A 19,664-nucleotide genomic window follows, 5' to 3' on the forward strand; every position below is an offset into this window, starting at 1 on the left:
ATGAATATAATATCTAGAACTGTTTGGATCCTCTCTATTGTTAGTCTACTTACGGATGTCGCTAGTGAGATGCTGTATCCGATCATGCCTCTATATTTGAAGAATATAGGCTTTTCAGTGATATTGATCGGCACCTTAGAAGGATTCGCTGAAGCAATCGCAGGATTGAGTAAAGGTTATTTCGGCAAACTTTCAGATCTAAAGGGAAAGAGAGTTCCTTTCGTGCAGTTCGGTTATCTGTTGAGTGCGATCTCAAAGCCGATAATGGGCATACTCCCTTATCCGACTTGGGTTTTTCTATCTAGGACATTGGATCGATTCGGAAAGGGACTTAGGACCGGTGCAAGGGATGCACTTCTTTCGGACGAGGCAAATCAGGAGACCAAAGGGACTGTTTTCGGATTTCACAGAGCAATGGACACTTTCGGTGCGGTTCTTGGCCCGACATTCGCGTTAGTCTATCTTCATTTCTATCCTGAGAATTATGCGTTTCTCTTTTTATTCGCGGGAATTCCCGGTTTACTTGCATTTTTCGTTTCCGGTTTTTTGAAAGAGAAGACCAAGCCGGTGCGTAATGTGGAAGGGAATGTTTCTATTCTTTCCTATTTTACCTATTGGAAGGATGCTCCAAGCAAATACAAGCGCTTGATTACGGGATTACTCATATTCGGAATTGCTAATAGTTCCGATCTGTTCCTCTTGCTTCTGCTGAAGACTAAGGGAGCACAGGATTCCTTTGTGATAGGAATATATATTTTCTATAATTTAGTATACGCTCTTTTTTCTTTTCCGATAGGACTTATGGCGGATAGAGTCGGATTGATCCGTACTTTGCTAATAGGTCTATTCTTATTCTGCTCGGTCTACGCGGGGATGGCATTCGCGGAGAATTCGATCCAATTCTATTTGTTATTCTTCCTTTATGGATTATATGCTGCTGCAACGGAAGGGGTAGCGAAGGCGTTGATCTCTAATATTGTTCCGGAGTCCGATACTGCCACTGCAATTGGCACTTTTGCGGGGTTGGGCAGTATTTCCGCATTATTTGCTAGCTACTTGGGTGGGATCATCTGGTTTTATATGGGAGCTCAGTCCATGTTCTTCTTTTCGGCTATACTCACCTTTGGAGTGATCGTATATTTTGCAAGATACGGCAATGCGCTCTCCCTTCAAAAGTCTTGAGTCGCTTCGTTATTAGGATCCTGTTCCTTTTTAGTCCTTACATATAGCATGCTTATTCCTCACTTATATTTGGCTGAGATATAGGTTTGCTTACCTCGTTTTGTAATAATCTCTGAAATGTTCGAATCTTGCAGGCTACACATCCCATACATTTAACAAAATATAAGTGAGTTTTCTTTTTATACTTCGCAGATCAAATTTTCGTTGTTAGTAATTATTAAGCGAAGAAAGTACTGCAGGATTATGTGTTTGAAGCGCACTCTTGCATTTACTTTATTCTGCTCTTATATCTTTATCTTCGCAAACTGCTACGGGCGAAAGGTCCTTGGGAATTTCGATGAGTTAACTATCGGGCCGGAATATGAAGGCGCTAAGCTTGCCAGTGCCGAACGATCTAAGACTCAGATCTGCGATAAGACATTTTTAAACGCGTTTCAGGTGGGGATCCATGGCGCAAAAGAAGGAGTGATCCATGAGGCTCTTAGAGCTGAGATGAGTAGGGATCCTCGTATAGTCGCCTTCAACGATGTGGTCTTTGAGCATCGTTCCGGTTGCTGGTTCATAGAATATACTCCGGAGCTCCGTAAGAAATGAAACGTCTTCTTTTTATCCTTCTTCTTGCAATCTCTGTTCAGCAATGTCTATTCGAAAGAGGACATATCAAAAGGGTGCAATTCAATCCGGACGGAACTGTTCTGAAAGAGGAAGAGTCGCAACCTTCTGCCGATCGAGTGCAATTGAAGAAGTGTATGTATTCCTTTGTAGTCTTGTTTTGGTACAACCGACCGTTTCCTTCTACTTGGAACGATATTGTCGCCGATCCAAGTGCCGAAGATAAGAATATTGTTAAGTTAAAGAACGCTACGATCTATATGGACGGGATCGATTTCTTTCCACCTTGGACAGTCTTTATGCTATTTCTCCCGTTCCCTACTGTGCCGATCATGAGGACCTGCGGTGTGATCGAGGGGGAGATCGTTAGTGCTCCGGTGCCTTCTCATACGATAACCGTTAAAAAATAAGATCTGAAAGTCTGTCTATCAAGATCGGATCGAGCTCGCTTTTCTGAACGAGTTCGGATTGCTTCCTGTCACTTTCTTGAATTCTAAATAGAATGCGGATCTAGAACTGAAGCCTGCATTTTCTCCGATTCGAGCGGTGCTCTCGTTCGGATTTTCGATCAGTAAAAACTTTGCTTCTTCGACTCTATATTGGTTCAAGAGAGAGGGGAAACTGGTCTTGAATTCGGTATTGATGATCTCCGAGAGTTGGTGTACCGTAATGCCCATTTCTTTCGCGACATCTTCTTCCTTTAGGGATTTCTTGAGGTAGATCTTCTCGCGCTTTAAAAGACGGAGTAGTGTCTCAACGCAGGCTCTTACATCCAAAGAAGCAAGATGCGATCTCTTTAATGAATTTCTTTCTATCGCCCATCGATTCGTGATCTCTCTTGCTAGCAAGGAAGTGACAATGGCAAGCAGAGGGAAGTAGAAGATAATCCCATAAACGGAAAGCCAATTGTACGGATAGAATTCGAACTGGAAAGTGGTCTTGAATACGCTAAATAACAAGAAGATTGTCCAAACTCCCACATAACAAAGCTCGTCATATGCTTTCATTACGAATAAGGAAGCATGGCTTTTGCCGAAGAAATAGATCATAAATCCGTAATTCGCGATCAGGATCCAGATCCTATGTTCGTACCAGAAATCGAAGGAAACGATCAGAGGATAAAATAGTCCTAATAGACTCGAGATCCAGAAGATCGGTGACTTGTGGATCGTGGAGGATTCTTCCGAAGACCAGGACGCTAGATATAAGAAGAAGGAGAAATGTGTGATCCCTAAAAATAAAAAGTAACTATGACGGAAGATGGAGTTATCGTATTTAACGATCGAAGAAAACTCCCTTCCGTGCAGGAAGTATAGAGTGACTCCTACGGATAATAAATGTGCGAGAAGGGCGACGAATAGGAGTTTCTTGGTCCTGAAATAGAAGTAAATATTGGCGATTAGCGAGAGTAGAAGTGCGAAACTGATAGCGGAGAAAACGACCGATCTTACTTGGATCTGAGTGGTATAATCTTCTTCCGATAAAAGACTGATAGGATAGTTGATATTCTCGTTTGTCTTAATGAATAAATAGTAGGTCCGCTCTTGCTGAGGAGGGAGTTGGATCGTGAAATGAGGGAGAAGGGATCGGCTTCCGAGTAGAGTGGTGGTCTCATTATTCGAATAAAATGCCTCAAACCTTCCTTGTGTATCGATAGAGCAAAGTTCCGCCTCTGGAACGTTCAACCAATAGAGAGAAAGGGTCCGAACAATCGGCTCTTTACTTAAATTCACGATCCGAAATCTAAGCCAATTGCCTAAAGGGCTTCGTGGGACCCGAACCACGTCTCCAGAGTTATGATGCCATTCCATTTCATCCAAGGATTTGAGAGTCTCCGGTTTGCAATGCTGGAATCTACTGCCCAAGTATCTATACTCTATCTTGGGGCTTAGGTTCTCGACAGACGATTTTGCAAAGATCTCCACTACCTCGGGCGCTTTGGCAAGAAGGTCGATCGGGAATGCCAAGGAAGAGAGGAAAAATAATATGAGGATTTTTTTATAATAACAGGAATTCGAATTTGGATCCTTTGCCCGGGTTCTAGTCATTTCACTTATCCATTGCTGTTCGTTATGCAGTAAAAAAGTATCTTCCGCCAAAAGCAAAAACTATTTAAAACCCGGATACGGCCATCTTCCTTTCATGGACTGGACTCTTTCCTGGCTGTGCTTGCCAAAAGGGCATAAATGGGGATTTTTTATACTTTGTTTCGGAAAAATTTCAATATTGAAAAATGTCCAAAATTATAAATTTAGAAAGATTATAGACAGTGAAAATGTCCTAAAGCCTAGGTGGACAAATTTTTGACCCATTGAAGAAATCTGTTCTTAGAAGTATTGATCGTTAGCCGATCGAGGTGTAGGATATGGGTTAGGTTATTTTTTTGTATCTTGGAGGTTTCAAATGGATCCAAAGTTGATCTTAGAAAATCTACTTAATCCACCGGTGCTATTCTTCTTCTTGGGGATCGTAGCAGTGTTACTAAAATCCGGTCTTGAGATCCCGGATGCGTTGTCCAAATTCTTTGGCATGTATCTCATGTTTGCCATCGGTTTCAAGGGAGGGTTCGAATTAGCGGAAGCAAAATTTACCTCGGCTAACTTTCTGACCCTGGTTGCATGTAGTGGTATGGCCCTGTTCGTTCCTCTTTATACATTCTTTATTCTGAGATTGAAATTGGATGTACATAATGCGGCGGCCATTGCGGCAACTTACGGCTCTGTAAGTGCGGGAACCTTCGTAACGGCTCACGCCTTCTTGAATAACCTGGGTCTGGAGTTTGACGGATTTCTCGTAGCGGGTTTGGCTCTTATGGAATCTCCTGCGATCATTATCGGAGTCGCTATCGATCGGATCGCTAAGAAGAATGCAGGAGGAGAATTCTCCTGGAAAGAATTGCTGAGAGAGGCTTTCCTAGGCGGTTCTATTTTCCTTTTGGTCGGTTCCTTGATCATAGGTATGTTGACCGGAGAAAGCGGATGGAAAGCGGAGAAACCTTTTGCAGACGCTCTATTCAAGGGAATGCTTTCCTTCTTCCTTTTAGATATGGGGCTAGTCGCTGCCAAGAAGCTAAAAGATTTGAGGACGGCAGGACCTTTCCTTGTGATTTTCGCAATACTAGTTCCGTTAGCGAATGCTGCGATCGGTTTAGGACTCGCTAAATTGATCGGAATGAATGCGCCTGACGCACTCATGTTTATGATTCTATGCGCTTCCGCTTCTTATATCGCAGTGGGTGCAGCTATGAGGACCTCCGTGCCGGAAGCGAATCCGAGTCTGTACCTTCCCATGTCTCTTGCCGTTACCTTTCCGTTTAATGTGATCATCGGTATCCCTCTTTATTGGTTTGTTGTCCAACACTACCTCTGATCCATCGAATCCTTTGCACGACGTCGCTTCTGTGACATCGCTGTAGTTTCACAACTCCAAGTTCGTCGAGGCGAAAAAGGGGAGATAGTCGACTCGGATTTCGTTCGGTATATAGAGTCTTTTTCGTCCAATCCAAGCACAAATTTTTTGGCTTTTTCATTGAAGGAATCCCTCCTAAGATTATGATTTGGCGCTTGGATTTAAGACATGGACTTCTGGAAGATCCAAAGGCGAATTCTTATCATTGAAGATCGGGAAGACGAGTATCGGAGTATACTCGGTCTTTTAGAAGCGATCGAAGGTAAGAATATTGTCTCCGTGCGAGCCTTTAATGCCGAAGAAGCCGAGAAGTTCCTCGCTACGGAGTTCTTTGACATAATCATTTCTTCCCACAAAGCGGGGAAAAGCATCGTTCCTAGAAAGGATCCTGGACAACGTTACCTTCCCCCTTTGATCCTGATCGTGGAGAATGCCGAGATCCGAAAGGAGCTCCGAGGAAAGGACGAAAATGTTTCCGATATTTTAATTAAGGAAAACTTAAATTTCGATTTGTTGGACAAATCCATTCGGCTCCTTCTTCAGAGAAAGAAGAACGAAGAATCGATCGGACTTCTCAGGATGGGGATCGAAAAATCCAACGATATCTTTCTGATCACAGAAGCGAAGCCCATAGACGGAACAGGCCCGAAGATCGTCTATGTGAATGAAGCTTTTGAAAGATTAACAGGGTATAGGCGAGAAGAAGTCATCGGAAAGACTCCTCGCATTCTGCAAGGACCCAAGACAGACCGCGCGGTTTTGGCTCGTATCCGGGACAGTATTTCCAAGGGCCAAGCTTGCTTTGCAGAAGTCATCAACTACGATAAGGACGGCAAGGAATATTGGATCGAGATGGATATCTTTCCGATCACGAACGATGACGGAGTGACCACCCATTTAATGGGGATCGAAAGGGATACCACCGAAAGAAAGAATACGGAAGAACATCTTAGACAATCCCAAAAGATGGAAGCGATCGGTCAACTCGCCGGAGGGATGGCCCACGATTTCAATAATCTATTGAATGTAATATTAGCAAATCTAGATCTACTCGAACTGAAATTAAAGGATTCCGAGGACCTTCTGAAGCGGGTCCGATCCGCGCAGGATGCGATCCAAAGAGGAGTGGATGTAAATAAGAGACTTCTTGCATTTTCCAGAAAACAAGCGTTAAACCCGGAACCCTGCGATGTGAATCTTATCTTAAAGGAGTTTCGTCCTATTCTAGATCAGATCCGGACGGAGAATATAGAGATAGAGTATGAGTTCTCCGACGAGAAAATCATTTGCGACATAGAAAGGGGAGGCCTGGAAAACGCAGTCCTGAACTTGGCGTTGAACGCGAGAGATTCTATGCCGAACGGCGGGAAAATATATATTTCCTGCGGATTCCTCCGAAACGGAGAAGAAACGGGTTCTAGGATCTCCGGTTTGGAGCCTGTAGATTACAGCTTGATCACGGTGACGGATACCGGAACCGGGATGGACGAAGCGACAAAGGCGCGTATCTTTGATCCTTTTTTTTCCACTAAGGGAGGAGGGAAGGGAACCGGTTTAGGATTGACCATGGTTTACGGTTTTGTAAAACAATCGAACGGTTTCTTGAAAGTGATCACTGTGCCGGATTACGGGTCCAGTTTTTTGATCTTTCTGCCTCTTCTAAAAAATTCTTCGGAAGGGATCTCTCATTCTTCGGATCATAAAAATCCTTTGGTTAGAAAAAAGGCATTGGTGATCGAGGAGAATCGCGAAACTGCGGAGCTTGCGGGTGTGTATTTAAGAGAACTCGGTTTCGAACCACTTCTGACCTCAGATATTAAACGGCTTACCCATTTCTTCTCGGGAGATCCTAATATTTCTTTCGTACTATTGGATCTTCATTTGGCAAGATCGAAAGGATTGGATATCAAAGCAGAGCTGGACCGCTTAGACTCTAAAAGAGTAATTCTAACTTCGTCTAACGATCTTAAGGAGTCAGGAATCCCGAACGGATTTCCGTTCATCCGTAAGCCTTATACTAAAATGGCTTTGAAAGAAGCGGTCCGTAAGATCGGAGAGAGTCTTGCATGACGGATCTTAAGAGCGCGAAGAAGCTTTTGATCTTGGACGATGAAGAAGAGATCGCCAAGATATTGGGAGAAATTGCAGAGGACTGCGGCTTCTCCGTTTCCCTCACTCATACCGCGCCCGATTTCCTGAACAAGGTGGATGCTAGTTTCGATTGCGTGATATTGGATCTGATGATCCCAGGTATGGACGGAGTGGACGTTATTCGTTCTCTCTCCGAAAAGGAAGTCCATCCGGATGTGATCCTGATCTCCGGAGCGGATCGCAGGACCCTTCATAGTGCGGAGACTCTCGCGGGCGAATATGGATTGAATATAGTCGCCGTAATGGAGAAGCCGATCCGTATCTCCGATATTCGAGGGATACTTTCCGCGATGATCGAGAAGGAATCGAAAGACAGTTCCTCTCGTGTGAAATCGGACGGAGCAGGAAAGACCGGGCCCGTTTTTACGAAAGAGGAACTCTTAGATGCGGTCCATGCGAATCAATTTGTATTATACTACCAACCGAAGTTCGATCTAAAGACCGGTAAGGTAGAAGGGTTTGAGTCCTTGGTCCGATGGAACCATCCTAAACTAGGACTGGTATTTCCGGATTCCTTTCTTCCGCTTATGGAGAAGGAGACTTCTATCCTGAACCTGATGACAGAAAAGATCATAGACCAGGCCTTGGATGAGACCAGGAATTGGAATTCGAACGGAAGGAATCTGCGTGTGGCGGTTAACGTGTCTCCTGTGACCCTGACCGAGTTGGATTTTCCCGAAAGAATACTTTCTAAGATCAAGAATAAGAATATTCCCCAGAGCCAATTCCAGATGGAGATCACGGAAACTAGCTTCTTGGAAAATATACGATTTACTCAGGATATCCTGACAAGATTGAGGATCCGAGGCATAGGTCTTTCGATAGACGATTTTGGGACGGGCTATTCGTCCCTAAAACAGTTACATAGATTCCCTTTTACCGAGTTGAAAATCGACAAATCCTTTGTAATGGATTCCCCAAGGGATAGAGAATCGTTATTTATTTGTCAGGCTTCCATAGATTTGGGTCACAAGTTAGGAATGCATGTCGTTGCGGAAGGTATAGAAACTGCCGAGGTCGAAAGATTAATGAAGGAGGCTGGTTGCGATATAGGACAGGGCTATTATTATTCTAGGCCAATTCCTCCCGAAAAAATTCCGGAAATTCTTTCCAAATTCGGCTAAACCTATCAATCTAGGTAGGAAATGGCTACGGGTCGAGATGAGGAATTATCCAAGAAAGGCCCTTTAGGTAAACTTCCTGGGTCGGCTCAAGAGATCGGACCCATATTGGATTCGATCTCGGATGCGTTTATCTTTGCTGACGACAATTGGTATCTAACGTATGTGAACGAAAAGGCGGAGATACTATTTCGTCATTCCCGCCAAGACCTTATAGGCAAGAATCTACTCCAAGATTTTCCCGGACTTCTCGGAACGGAGTTCGAAACCCACTACAAAAGAGCGAAAGAAACCGGAAAGCCTAGTACGGTAGAGGCATTCTATAAGCCTCATAATACCTGGCTAGAAGGAAGGATCTATCCTCGTCCCGAAGGATTTCTGATCTATTATATTGATATTACTCAAAGAAAGAGAAGAGAGATCACCTGGGCGATCAGTGAAAGCCTTCTTCTGGACATTTCCACTTCGGATAATTTAAGTACAGCATTTGAGAAGGCTCTTCGTACCTTAATTAAGAATACGGAATGGACTTACGGACAGATCTGGAGATCTAGAGAAGGGACTGTCTATATCAATCACGGAGATCCGTATGTGTATTCTTCCGAGAACCAGCTTTCCTTTAGGGAAGATTCCGTAGGCAAGTTGTTCGATATTAAACAAGGGATCCTGAAGACGGTAAGCGAGACGGGAGAATTGTATTTTATTCCGGATCTCGAAAAAGATCATAATCTAAAGAGAAGGGAATCTGCTTTAGCTGCCGGTTTTCGTTCCTGGTTAGGGATCCCAATCGTATCTAACGGAAGATTCTACGAAATAGAACTTCTTTCCGAGAATGTCTTAACCGAAGAAGCGGCTCATTTGGATCTACTAAGGGTGGTCTCCAAAAGATTCGCAGAGATCGTAAGCAGAAGAGCCGCCGACGAGGAAAGGAAGGCGATGATAGAGCTCTCTTCCGACATCATTCTGACGATATCTTCTGACTGTCTGATCCGCAAGGTCAATCCTGCGTTCAGTAAGCTTCTCGGATACGAGAGAAAACATCTAATTAATAAAAATCTGTTGGACTTTCTGCATCCGGAAGATGTGGGGATGACCAAACTGAACATTTCTACTGTCTCTAAGGAAAAATTCGAAAGCAGATGCATTACCAAGGACGGAAGAGTCTGCTATTTATTCTGGAATATGGTCCAGTCTCCGGATTCCGGAACTATATTCTGCATCGGTAGGGATATCACTGAGGATAAACTCACTCTGCAAAAATTGGAATCTGCAGCAGAAGAATTGAATCGAAGCAAGGAACAGCTCCAAAAGGCGCAGAAGATCGCTAAGATGGGAAGCTGGACCATGGAGTTAGAGGGAGAATTGTCCTGGTCTCTCGGCCTGTATGAAATGTTCGAATTGGATCCAAAGACTCCTGCTCCTAATTTCGAGGAGTTCATCGGATTTGTCCATCCGGACGATAGGGAACGTATATTAAAGAATTATGAAGTATTCCTATTGGAAGGCGTTTTTGAAGAAGCGGAGTTACGGATCGTCACGAGAGAAGGCAAAGAGAAATTCGTAATGGTCAAGGGAGAAGTCATCTTAAGCAAACAGGGCAAGGTGATCGGTAGCTCCGGTACCATGCAGGATATTACCGAAGAAAAGGAATGGAACGATTCCTTAAGACAGCTCCAAAAAATGGAGGCAGTCGGCCAACTTGCCGGCGGAATGGCTCACGATTTCAATAATCTACTGAATATTATTTTAGCCAATCTGGATCTTCTAGAATTACATTTAAGGGAAACACCCGAACTATTAAAAAGGGTTTTTTCCGCACAGGATGCGGTTCAAAGAGGGGCGGAGCTGAATCGAAGACTTCTTTCCTTCTCACGTAAACAAGCGGTGAATCCGGAAGTTGCGGATGTGAATCATGTGATCTCCGATTTCCTGCCGATCGTATCTAAGATACGGAACGATATGGTCAGTCTGGAATTCTGCTCCGAAGATTTTCCTTTAGTGTGTTCTTTTGAGAAGAACGGTCTGGAAAATGCGCTCTTAAATCTTTGTCTGAATGCCAGGGACGCGATGCCTAAGGGCGGACGGATCCTGATCAGCGTCGCCTTCTCTCCAGGGGGAAAAGAAAATCATACTGCACTTTTGGGGGCCTTGGAAATAGGAGACGCCTGCGTGATCTCGGTGAGGGATGAAGGAGTTGGAATGGATCCTTCTACGCAGGAAAGGGTGTTCGAACCTTTCTTTACTACCAAAGAGACTGGCAAGGGGACCGGACTCGGTATGCCGATGGTTTACGGATTTGTAAAACAGTCTAATGGAGCCATTTCCGTTTATAGCGAACCGAATAAGGGGACCACAATAGATATCTATCTTCCGCTTGTCAGAGAGCCGGAACTACTTACCGCGGACGAGATCCCTTTGGATAGAAGATATAGAAAAATACTCTTAGTAGAAAAGAGCCTAAAAGGCGAGAATTATCTTTGTGCATTATTGAAAAGAGCGGGATACGAGATCCTGCATGCGTACGATATATACGAATCCAGAGCAGTACTCGAAAGCGAAACAGGTATCGTCGCAGTCTTTGTGGACGAAGAACTTTGTTTAAACGATCCGGATTCTGTTGGATGGGAAAAACTAAAAAGTTTGTACCGGGTTATTACGATTTCCGAATGGAATGCTAAGACCCAAGAAAAATCCGAAAACGATCTGAAAAGACCGTATAACTGGAGCAAATTGAGAAGGCTATTGGGCGTATCCGTTCTGGATCGGGATACGGTGTAGATCCTAACTTCTTTTAAAGAAGGTAAGTTTAAAGAAAATATAAAGTATCTTAAAGCCTGCCTTTAGGCTTCCTATCAGATTTCCGCTGATCTTGGACCTTCCGCCTTTTCGCTTTTCGTAGTGCACCGGAATTTCCCGGATGATCATTTTCTTTCGGACCGCTTTGATCTGCATTTCCAGATTCCATCCCCAGGTCAGATCTTCTAATTCTAGAGAGAGAAGGGAATCCCACTTTAAGATCCGGAAGGGTCCTAGATCCGAAAAAGAAACCCCATAAAAAGTCCGGATCAAAAAGCAAGAGAGAGAATTCCCGAATTTTTGTAAGAAGGAAAGGGAACCTTCTTCTGCATTTCCAAGAGTCCTAGATCCAATCACAAAATCTGTGTTTGGGTCGGATGCGAAAGGAAGGAATAATTCCTTTAAATCGTTCGGATCGTCGGAGCCGTCCGCATCCATGAATATGATATGGCTTGGAGTCGTTTGCGACCTCTTCAAGAAGTTGATCCCGGCTAAACAAGCGGCGCCATATCCTCTCTTAGGTTCCAAGATCAGGATCGCTCCTGCTTGGATGGCGATATTTGGAGTGGAATCTTGAGAGCCATTATCCAAGACCAAGATCTGATCCGGGCGGATCCCTAAACGTATAAGAGAGTCCAGAACGCCCGGAAGGCTCTCCTCTTCGTTCAACGCAGGAATTAGAAATTTGGCCGAAGACCAAATCGGATTCATGAAAAGATCATTCTCCTCTTCGATCCGAAGATATTCGTATTAGCTCTTTCGGGGAATACAATTTTCTTTTATGAGTTCGAAGATCTACTTCTTCCTTATAGACGATACTGGAGAAGGGATAATGATCTTCTATCTTAGAGATCATCCTCTTAAATTCTTCTGTTGCAAGATCATTCCCTTTTCTCATATACTCCGCGTTGGATTCCTTGAGACGAACATGATAAAATTCTAAAACGACTTTAGCGGGAGAAGAAGGGACCGAAAAGGATCCGTTCCAGTTCTTAGTCTCTCCGGGAAGGATCCTAGTATCGGCGATCAGTCTTGCTTTCGGATACCATTCCCATTCCTGTCCGAACTTGATCTCTTTCTTTTCTAGCAATTTTCCCCGGGCATCTAAAATGGAAACTCTGCCTAATAGGAATCGTTCCGGATCCCCCGTTGGTATATTATGAGCTGCTTTTTCATTCTTAAAAGAAACGGAATATTCTAATTTATCCTTTGCTAAGTCCCAGAGGATCGGATCCACTTTTAGTCCGATCTGATAACCTCCCGGGATTTGTTTCTCATACAGATCGAATCTTTTCGGGACTCCTCCGCCTATGAACGCGTGTTTATGACCGGTTCTCACAGGAGTTCCTAATTCCGATTTTACGAATTTGCGTTCGATTTCCTGCATATGGCAGGACCCACAGGTTTCCTTTCCATGAGTCGATTTCGAGGATTGCAATTCCTTGCCGGTTTTGAAGGCACAAACCAACTGATCGTCCAGTTCGTAATTCGCATTATGACAATCTAAACAACGATCCTTCAGTTTTTCAGGTTGGATCCTGACAGGATGAGGGGGCTTGGTATTTCCGTTTGCACCGATCACGTACGAATTCCCTTGTTCGTCCAAGCGAACATGACAAGCGGCGCAGGTGATCGCTTCCGACTTCATCTTAGGGTCGAAGTGAGGATTCTTTTCCTCTATAGGCAGTTTATAGTCCCCATTTTGCAGATAGTTTACCAGATTCTCCCTTTGGTTCGCCACAGGAGTATGGCAATTCAAGCAAAGCCATTTAGGAGAAGAAGACTTGGTTAGCTCCGATTGGAATTGTATATCGGAGAGAGCGTTTGCATGAGTGGAAGTCTTCCACTCTTGGTAGATCTCCGTATGGCACCTGCCGCAATTCTCCGCTCTCACTTCTCCTACACCTGCAAGAGGCGGGAGATTCGGGACCGGCTTTGCCCAGGGAGCATTTGAAAAGACCCGATCGACGGAGACAGGTTCCAGAACCTGTTTGGGCCAAAGAAGGTAAGCGATCCCCAAAGAGAAGAATAGAAATCCGAGACTCCAATAGATCCTTTTCTTTTGTATGTCGGACATCAACGGATCTTATTTCAAAACTAAGGGATGATTTGCAAACTTAGGAGAAGTCCACTCCCACATGGAGCCTGCGTAATTCTTGGCATCATAACCTAAGGAAACCAAAACAGAAGTCATCCATCCGGATCGAACTCCGCCGGTGCAATAAGAGATCACAGTCTTGTCCTTGGAGATCCCCAACTCATGCAATTTAGGGAGGATCTTTGCATCGGAAAGAAGATAACCATCCTTGTCCAGGAGTTGTTTGTAGTACAGCCATTTCGCACCCGGAAGATGTCCTCCCTTGGATTCCCCATAAGGAGTTTCTCCTAAGTATTCTCTTTCTTCTCTTGTGTCTATGAACACTGAATTTCTGTCTCCCAGTTTACTATGGACCAGTTGCACATCGGCAGTTAAGTTCCCTTTATCGGAAGGAATGCTTTTGATCTTTGCAAGCAGATCCGGACGAGAAAGGATGGAAGAAGCGTTTGCCTTACGGATCGCGGCATATCCTCCGTCCACGATAAATGATTTAGAAAATCCTAATGCACGTAAGGACCATACGATCCTACCTTCTTCTCCCCAACCGTTGATAGGATCTCCATACACTAGAATAATATGGTCTTCTTTTAATCCTTTTTTGTACAGGACTTCCTTTGCTTCCGCTTTCGAAAGAAGATTTCCCTGGAAAGGAGAATCCTTTCGAGAGATTGCCTGCCAATTCAAAGGGATGGACTTAGGGAAGGATGAAAGAGTGATTCCTTCTCTTGCATCTATAAATATGCCTCCCTGTTTGGACAGGTACAATGACTCCGGTGCTCCCAAAAACCAACCTCTAAGGCCTGAGATCCGATCCTCGTTTGCCAAAACCGGACCAGAAACCAGAAAAAAGAAAATAAGTGCTACAAATCCTTGCATTCTAACAGAGCTTACTATATTTAGCGTAATGTCAATAAATAATACAAAATATTCTATATAGCAGATTATTTTTGCTATTACGGATAAATTGGCGAGATTTTTTAGATAAAATCTTAGGCAAAGGTAGAATAAATTGGTAAAAATGCATTCGATCGGAAGAAGGATCCGGTTACAAGGATATGGGATCCTGGTCTGGCTCCCGCTTTCTTTTTTCTACTTAGCCGTTTTACTCTGCTTCGAGATCCTGAATCGAAAGAGATTACTTGGCGGGAGCTCCTACATACTTGGGTTCTTTGCGATCAGTCTTGCGTATCTAATTCTATTTCGTTTTAGGATGAAAGAACGATCCGAGACTCTCGGTGTTGTTTGCGGTCTTGTTCTTAGGATCATACTCGTCTTCCTTCTTCCGATCTTCGAAGATGATTGGGCCAGGTATCTCTGGGACGGATTTCAAACGAAGCAAAACGGAACACCGTATGGAATTGCTCCTGAGATCTTTTTTTCCGATCCCGATCCGATCCACTCCGAGATCTTATCTCGGATCAATCATCCGGACTGGCCTACAATCTATGCCCCAATACTGGAGATTTATTTTTTTATAATACATCTCTTTATCCCATGGAAGCTTTGGGCTCTGAAACTTTTTCTGCTCATTCCCGATCTTGCGCTTTTCTATCTGATCCGAAATAAGTTCGGGAGAAGTTCGGCTCTTCTCTACTTTTGGAATCCGGTCCTTTTGAAAGAGATCTTTCTGAACGCCCATCCGGATATCCTAGGGATCTTTCTATTATTCTTTTCTTTTGTCCTAGTAGAGAAGGGGAGGATAAAGACGGGCTTTTTTGTATGGGGCCTAAGCTTGGCAGCTAAGAATTTCGGATTGCTGTTATTTCCTTTTTTAGTTCTTTCTACGATGAAAAGACGAAATCCTTTTTGCTCGGCGAATTTAAAGCAAAGTATTCCCCAAATACCTCCATTCGAGAAAAGTAAAACGGATCATTCTATTTTGCCGACCATTTTCATCGGGATCCTGTTTACTTCAATGGCCGTTGGTATTTCATATCTTCCTTTCTTGCTCTATTCGAAAGAAACGGATCTAGGAGTGGTATCTAGATTTATCAATGGTTTCGAATTCTTTCCGTTAGGACATTCCTGGCTAAAGTCAATCCTCGGAGAGTTCTCCCGGCTGGTCTGGAAAGGGATCGTGATCGCAAGCATTCTATTTTTATTATATTCCAGAAACTTATTCGGTATTTCTGGAGATGCCGCCGGTTTACCTACCGGAAGTAAGGATCCAGATCCTTTTTTAAGGGGATTTCAGAATTTCCTGATCCGATTCGCAGGAAGGGATCGATCCTTTCAGAGAAAGGTCGGTATTGTCTTTTTTCTATTCTTCTTCTTTTCTCCGGTAGTGAATGCCTGGTACTTACTTTGGATGCTTCCTTTTTTGCTGCCTGTGTCCAGATCCTTCGGACCTTCTTGGTGTTTCTTATTTCTCGGCCAGCTTTCTTATTTGAATTTTGCGAATTTAGGCGATTGGTCCTCAGTCCTGGAAAAGGGGTATTATTCCCATCCGCAATGGCTTCTTCTTTCCGTTTCTGCCATTCTAGGCTTGGCGTTTTTGGCCTTCTTGGGAAGCCGGGTTTTTTGTAGGATCTCCTTCTTCTCTCGGAGATAGGTCTTTAGACAGTAAAATCGCCGCATTTGTTTAATATAGTTGATTAAGTTGTATTATTTTAAATAAATAGTATAATAAATTGGATAAATTTCCAAAAAATAAGAGGATCTCTTTGGAGCTGAAACAAAACTCAGGTAAAAAGGAGGGAAAAGAAATGCCGAGTATCGATCCGATCGAGAGAGGGCTGATCCAATCCATTGGTAGTTTGGTTCGAAAAAGAAGACAGGAACTTGGCCTTTCTTTAGGAAAATTGGCCGAGTTGTCCCAAGTGAGCCGAGGAATGCTGAGTTTGGTGGAATCCGGAAAGGCAGCGCCTTCTATCGCGCTCTTATGGAAAATTTCCAGAGCCATTCGTTTGCCTCTTTCCAGCCTGATGGAATTTTCCAAGGAAGAATTTCCTAAGATCTATCGAAAAGAAGACTCGGAGGAAAATCTATTAGAAGGCGGGAACTATAAGATCCGTCCTCTCTTGCATGAAGAAACCAGATTTCAGGTCCGATTGTTCGAGATCCGTCTCCTTTCCGGAGTAGCAAAGACCTTTATTACAAAAACCCAATCTAAGCAGAGGCAAAATTTTCTTCTTCAATCAGGAAGTCTGAGACTGAAGGTAGGGGGCAAATGGTTCGATTTGCAAGAAGGAGATACCATGACCTTTTTGGGCAAGGACTTGCAAGAACTTGCGAACCTGGGAGAAGACGATTCTTTCTTGCTTTGGTCCTCTTCTCTTTCCGACGATTGATCCTGAAAATTAGAAGCGAAAATCTTTTTTGTTCATTGCAATTCTGGACCTTCTACTTAGTGTAATCTCGTTCGCTTTCGATACAAGAGATTGCCTTTGTCCCTTTCCGATTTAAAAGATAAGATCCAAGGTCCCAAGAAACTACCACTCTTCATCTTATTCGGTATTCTATTCTTCTTTTTATTTAAGGAAGGTTCTTACTTCCTATACAGATCCGATCCGGGATCCAGGGTGATCAATTCCGGATTCTATTATTTGGCAAAAACGGATCTTTCGTCCGAGTACGATTCGGATTCCTTTCTTTTTCCCTATCATCTCTATTTGAGCCATATAGATCTTTCTCCGGAACAATTCAAGAGATACTGTTCGTATATTCTATTTTTTGCATCTTCTCTTCTGGTTGTTTATGCGGCGAATGCCGTCGGTATTTTCTTCGCAGCATTTATAGGGTTTTTTCTGTTACTTTCTCCCTTGTTCCTGATCCAGACGAACTGGATAGGATTTCCGGATCATTTTACATTTGTATGGTCCATTCTTCTTATTCTTTGTTTGGATCGTTTAGGTGGGGATGGAAAGAAGGCACCGTATCTTTCTCTTCTCTTTGGGGTCTGTGTTTTAGGAGCTTGGACCCATTTCTATCAGTTCCTTGTGATAGCGGGTCTCGTCGGATTTGTTTTCCTTTATGAGAAGAAGTTGAACAGGTCCACTTTTGCTGCGATCGTTTCGGGACTGATCTTCGGGCGACTCAGCGCTCTTCTTCTATTCTATTCTCATGGGATCCCGCTTGCGGAGAGAAGGATCTCTACAGCACAGGCCCTAGATCTGAGCACTTGGTATTCCATGCATACCAATCTTCTTCTTTTGACACTATTCTCTTTTCTGAATGGACTTGCGTTTTTATTCTTAGAGAACGCGGTCCGAAAGAAGTTTTTAGTCCTTCTTCTTTTTAGCGCTTCTTTGGTCGTCACTTTCTTTACTGCGGATAGTACGAGAGTATTCTCGAATTTGTTCTATCCTGCCTGGATCTCTGTTTGGCTTCTTAGGGCCGAGCAAGGATTTGAGAAGAAGGAAACGATCCTGCTTGGAACGTTACTCGCTCTTGGTTTGGCCCTTACGATCTCGCTAGATCTTTTCTATAAATGGGGAAGTAGGATCATCTATCTTAAGGGTTGAGGCCTCCTTCTCTAGAAAAATTCGGCTCCTTCCCCCCTTGCATAAAAATCGTTCTATTTAATACTTTGTCCTTCCTATTAATATATTGTTCAATTAAATGGATATTATATTCGTTATAATGGAATTAATATCGTATAAACGGATCTGTTTTTCAGTTTTAGTCTCAAAGTGTCCGCTGTGGAGAGAAAGAGGGAAGCCCGATCGGACGAGCTATTGAGGTAAACAAAATGAAAAATACTCTGATACAAGCGAGCCTCCTAGTAGTTTTGCTGGGATTGTTCGGGAACTGCGGTGGCGGCGGAGGCGGAAGCAGTGCCGGTTTGGCCGCTCTCGGTTTAGGCGGAGAAGGCGTGAAGGTTTCCTCCGCTTCCGATTTGGTAGTGGAATCTTCCGACAACTACGATGACAATAAATTCGGTCTGATCTCAGCGACTACTCTTAGGACTTGGGTCAGCAATTGGTCCGCGAATAAGCCTGCAGGCATCACTGGGAACTTGGTGATCTACCAAGCGAACCGTGTAGGAAGCGATTCGAATAAGAGTTTAATTCTACCTACAACCGGTGTGAAGGTCTTCGTTGCCGTGGACGGTAACTCTCCTTCTACATATTCTTGGAAGACTTTCCGTGAGACCAGAAGCAATGGTGCAATTTCCATTCCTGGTGGGGACGCTTCTACCGGAGGATTTGGGATTATCAGTGGCGCGAATATCGACGCTTGGTTCCAAACATATGGGATCGATCCTACAAAAGACTTAATCGTTTTTGCAAGTGGTAACGGAGATAATTACGGCGCCATCGGTCACCAACATTATATATCTAAGTATTGGGGAGTCGATAATACACATCTTGCTGTCCTGAACGGATCCATCAAGGGTCAGTTTCCTGAAGCAGAACTTGGTAACGACTCTGACGCATCTGTTCCTCCTCTGGACGGGACATTCTCGGTGAAACAACTCAAGAATGTGGACAACAGAGTTTTGGCTCTTAGCGTCCAAGACATCATCGATATCGCTAAGAACAACGGTCATCATAGCGTGGCTGGCGTTTCTCAGAACGTTTATATCGCGGACGTAAGAACCAAGAACAACAGCGACGATATAAGCACTTACACTTCCAGCGCGGGTTATCAGGAATTCTGGGGAGCGGAAAATGCCACCGGAACCACTAAGACCGGAGGCGGAGCGATCGCATTTGAAGGTCACTTGAAGGGAGCAGTATTCGTTCCACATTATAATTTTGTGGATAGAAGTACTTTGGACAATACGTACTCTTATGGCGCTTCTGCGGCTGGTACCTTTGCTACTCTCAAGTTCAAGAGCAAGGCTAGCGTTAAGGATATTTGGGACAATTACGGGACCAGTGGCGGTCCGAACGCAGGCGCATCCGCTTGGCAAGAAGGACAAACTGTTCTTCAATACTGCCGAACTAACACTCGAAGCCAAACCAGCGGTCTTACCACTGCTTTGATCCTGGGACGCCCTACCGCTTTCGTAGAGGACGGTTGGAGTATCTTCGGTCTCTTGGCAGGGGGATTTCCATCTGCAACGAATTTCAACGCCGACGTAACTTCGGGAGATGTGTATCCTTCCGTTCCTACTGAGTTTGCTCCGGATGTGCAGGGAGCCGTGGAATCGGGAGCTCGTAACTCCGGTGGTGCTCCTCACTACAACAGCGGGGTCAAGGAATCCACCGTGAATTATTTCAATATCAATTCAGGTGCGGTTACCACGAAAAAAGTTCTCGAGGATGATTGGAGCTACAAAAACCAATAGTTCTTCAAAACAAATCCGAAGGAGGGAAATCCTCCTTCGGTATATTAACAAAATATAAAAA

Annotated in this window: 15 protein-coding genes; 11 read left to right on the top strand and 4 right to left on the bottom strand. The window is 44.0% G+C overall.

Going from position 1 to position 19,664, the window contains the following annotated elements; translation table 11 throughout:
* The 3 genes from EHO57_RS15640 (at position 1) to EHO57_RS15650 (ending at position 2,204) form a co-directional block, all read left to right on the top strand.
* Positions 1-1,182 (top strand): MFS transporter, encoded by a 1,182-nt coding sequence (locus EHO57_RS15640; RefSeq protein WP_135645801.1) that lies wholly within the window; start codon positions 1-3, stop codon positions 1,180-1,182.
* Positions 1,183-1,431: 249 nt separating this feature from the next.
* The gene (locus EHO57_RS15645; protein WP_246050729.1) at positions 1,432-1,776 is read left to right on the top strand and encodes a hypothetical protein; all 345 of its coding nucleotides are present in this window, start codon (positions 1,432-1,434) and stop codon (positions 1,774-1,776) included.
* Positions 1,773-2,204, top strand: coding sequence for a hypothetical protein (locus EHO57_RS15650; protein WP_135645799.1), 432 nt, complete (start codon positions 1,773-1,775; stop codon positions 2,202-2,204). The genes EHO57_RS15645 and EHO57_RS15650 overlap by 4 nt, the downstream gene beginning before the upstream one ends.
* Before the next feature lie 18 nt (positions 2,205-2,222).
* On the opposite strand, the gene EHO57_RS15655 is transcribed toward EHO57_RS15650, so the two are convergent.
* Entirely contained in the window at positions 2,223-3,842 is a 1,620-nt protein-coding gene (locus EHO57_RS15655) for a helix-turn-helix domain-containing protein (protein ID WP_135645798.1), read from the bottom strand.
* Positions 3,843-4,197: 355 nt separating this feature from the next.
* On the opposite strand from EHO57_RS15655, the gene EHO57_RS15660 reads away from it, so the two are divergent.
* The 4 genes from EHO57_RS15660 (at position 4,198) to EHO57_RS15675 (ending at position 11,252) form a co-directional block, all read left to right on the top strand.
* On the top strand, positions 4,198-5,163 hold the full coding sequence (locus EHO57_RS15660; protein WP_135645797.1) for a sodium-dependent bicarbonate transport family permease: 966 nt from the start codon (positions 4,198-4,200) through the stop codon (positions 5,161-5,163).
* A gap of 207 nt (positions 5,164-5,370) precedes the next feature.
* Entirely contained in the window at positions 5,371-7,272 is a 1,902-nt protein-coding gene (locus EHO57_RS15665; RefSeq protein ID WP_246050730.1) for a PAS domain S-box protein, read from the top strand.
* Positions 7,269-8,477, top strand: a complete 1,209-nt coding sequence (locus tag EHO57_RS15670) for a GGDEF/EAL domain-containing response regulator (protein WP_135645796.1) — start codon at positions 7,269-7,271, stop codon at positions 8,475-8,477. The genes EHO57_RS15665 and EHO57_RS15670 overlap by 4 nt, the downstream gene beginning before the upstream one ends.
* 21 nt (positions 8,478-8,498) lie before the next feature.
* Positions 8,499-11,252, top strand: coding sequence for a PAS domain S-box protein (locus EHO57_RS15675; RefSeq protein ID WP_135645795.1), 2,754 nt, complete (start codon positions 8,499-8,501; stop codon positions 11,250-11,252).
* Positions 11,253-11,255: 3 nt separating this feature from the next.
* Here the strand turns inward: EHO57_RS15675 and EHO57_RS15680 are convergent, their stop codons facing one another.
* From EHO57_RS15680 to EHO57_RS15690, 3 genes are read right to left on the bottom strand one after another with little or no spacing between them, the layout of a single operon-like run.
* Positions 11,256-11,981, bottom strand: a complete 726-nt coding sequence (locus tag EHO57_RS15680) for a glycosyltransferase family 2 protein (protein WP_135645794.1) — start codon at positions 11,979-11,981, stop codon at positions 11,256-11,258.
* A 7-nt stretch (positions 11,982-11,988) separates the two neighbouring features.
* Positions 11,989-13,347, bottom strand: a complete 1,359-nt coding sequence (locus EHO57_RS15685) for a multiheme c-type cytochrome (RefSeq protein WP_135645793.1) — start codon at positions 13,345-13,347, stop codon at positions 11,989-11,991.
* A 9-nt stretch (positions 13,348-13,356) separates the two neighbouring features.
* Positions 13,357-14,244 carry a sulfurtransferase gene (locus EHO57_RS15690; protein WP_135645792.1) on the bottom strand — a complete coding sequence of 296 codons (888 nt, stop codon included), beginning with the start codon at positions 14,242-14,244 and terminating at the stop codon, positions 13,357-13,359.
* A 142-nt stretch (positions 14,245-14,386) separates the two neighbouring features.
* Between EHO57_RS15690 and EHO57_RS18990 the strand changes: the two genes are divergently transcribed.
* The 4 genes from EHO57_RS18990 to EHO57_RS15710 all read left to right on the top strand — a co-directional run bounded on the left by EHO57_RS18990 (position 14,387) and on the right by EHO57_RS15710 (position 19,603).
* A complete protein-coding gene (locus EHO57_RS18990) occupies positions 14,387-15,919 on the top strand; it encodes an MptA/MptB family glycosyltransferase (RefSeq protein WP_246050732.1) in 1,533 nt (510 codons plus the stop codon).
* A 154-nt stretch (positions 15,920-16,073) separates the two neighbouring features.
* The gene (locus tag EHO57_RS15700) at positions 16,074-16,658 is read left to right on the top strand and encodes a helix-turn-helix domain-containing protein (protein ID WP_135645791.1); all 585 of its coding nucleotides are present in this window, start codon (positions 16,074-16,076) and stop codon (positions 16,656-16,658) included.
* 96 nt (positions 16,659-16,754) lie between these two features.
* Positions 16,755-17,831 (top strand): hypothetical protein, encoded by a 1,077-nt coding sequence (locus tag EHO57_RS18995; protein ID WP_246050733.1) that lies wholly within the window; start codon positions 16,755-16,757, stop codon positions 17,829-17,831.
* 227 nt (positions 17,832-18,058) lie between these two features.
* Positions 18,059-19,603 (top strand): sulfurtransferase, encoded by a 1,545-nt coding sequence (locus EHO57_RS15710; RefSeq protein ID WP_135645790.1) that lies wholly within the window; start codon positions 18,059-18,061, stop codon positions 19,601-19,603.
* Positions 19,604-19,664 lie beyond the last annotated feature (61 nt).

Source organism: Leptospira langatensis (assembly GCF_004770615.1).
In the GTDB taxonomy this organism is placed as follows: domain Bacteria; phylum Spirochaetota; class Leptospiria; order Leptospirales; family Leptospiraceae; genus Leptospira_B; species Leptospira_B langatensis.

What these genes read in the sequence shown, in the direction of transcription:
- EHO57_RS15640 (WP_135645801.1), top strand. Translation starts at nt 1, where the DNA reads ATGAATATAATATCTAGAACTGTTTGGATCCTCTCTATTGTTAGTCTA.
- EHO57_RS15650 (WP_135645799.1), top strand. Translation starts at nt 1,773, where the DNA reads ATGAAACGTCTTCTTTTTATCCTTCTTCTTGCAATCTCTGTTCAGCAA.
- EHO57_RS15655 (WP_135645798.1), bottom strand. Translation starts at nt 3,842, where the DNA reads ATGACTAGAACCCGGGCAAAGGATCCAAATTCGAATTCCTGTTATTAT.
- EHO57_RS15660 (WP_135645797.1), top strand. Translation starts at nt 4,198, where the DNA reads ATGGATCCAAAGTTGATCTTAGAAAATCTACTTAATCCACCGGTGCTA.
- EHO57_RS15665 (WP_246050730.1), top strand. Translation starts at nt 5,371, where the DNA reads ATGGACTTCTGGAAGATCCAAAGGCGAATTCTTATCATTGAAGATCGG.
- EHO57_RS15670 (WP_135645796.1), top strand. Translation starts at nt 7,269, where the DNA reads ATGACGGATCTTAAGAGCGCGAAGAAGCTTTTGATCTTGGACGATGAA.
- EHO57_RS15675 (WP_135645795.1), top strand. Translation starts at nt 8,499, where the DNA reads ATGGCTACGGGTCGAGATGAGGAATTATCCAAGAAAGGCCCTTTAGGT.
- EHO57_RS15680 (WP_135645794.1), bottom strand. Translation starts at nt 11,981, where the DNA reads ATGAATCCGATTTGGTCTTCGGCCAAATTTCTAATTCCTGCGTTGAAC.
- EHO57_RS15685 (WP_135645793.1), bottom strand. Translation starts at nt 13,347, where the DNA reads ATGTCCGACATACAAAAGAAAAGGATCTATTGGAGTCTCGGATTTCTA.
- EHO57_RS15690 (WP_135645792.1), bottom strand. Translation starts at nt 14,244, where the DNA reads ATGCAAGGATTTGTAGCACTTATTTTCTTTTTTCTGGTTTCTGGTCCG.
- EHO57_RS18990 (WP_246050732.1), top strand. Translation starts at nt 14,387, where the DNA reads ATGCATTCGATCGGAAGAAGGATCCGGTTACAAGGATATGGGATCCTG.
- EHO57_RS15700 (WP_135645791.1), top strand. Translation starts at nt 16,074, where the DNA reads ATGCCGAGTATCGATCCGATCGAGAGAGGGCTGATCCAATCCATTGGT.
- EHO57_RS15710 (WP_135645790.1), top strand. Translation starts at nt 18,059, where the DNA reads ATGAAAAATACTCTGATACAAGCGAGCCTCCTAGTAGTTTTGCTGGGA.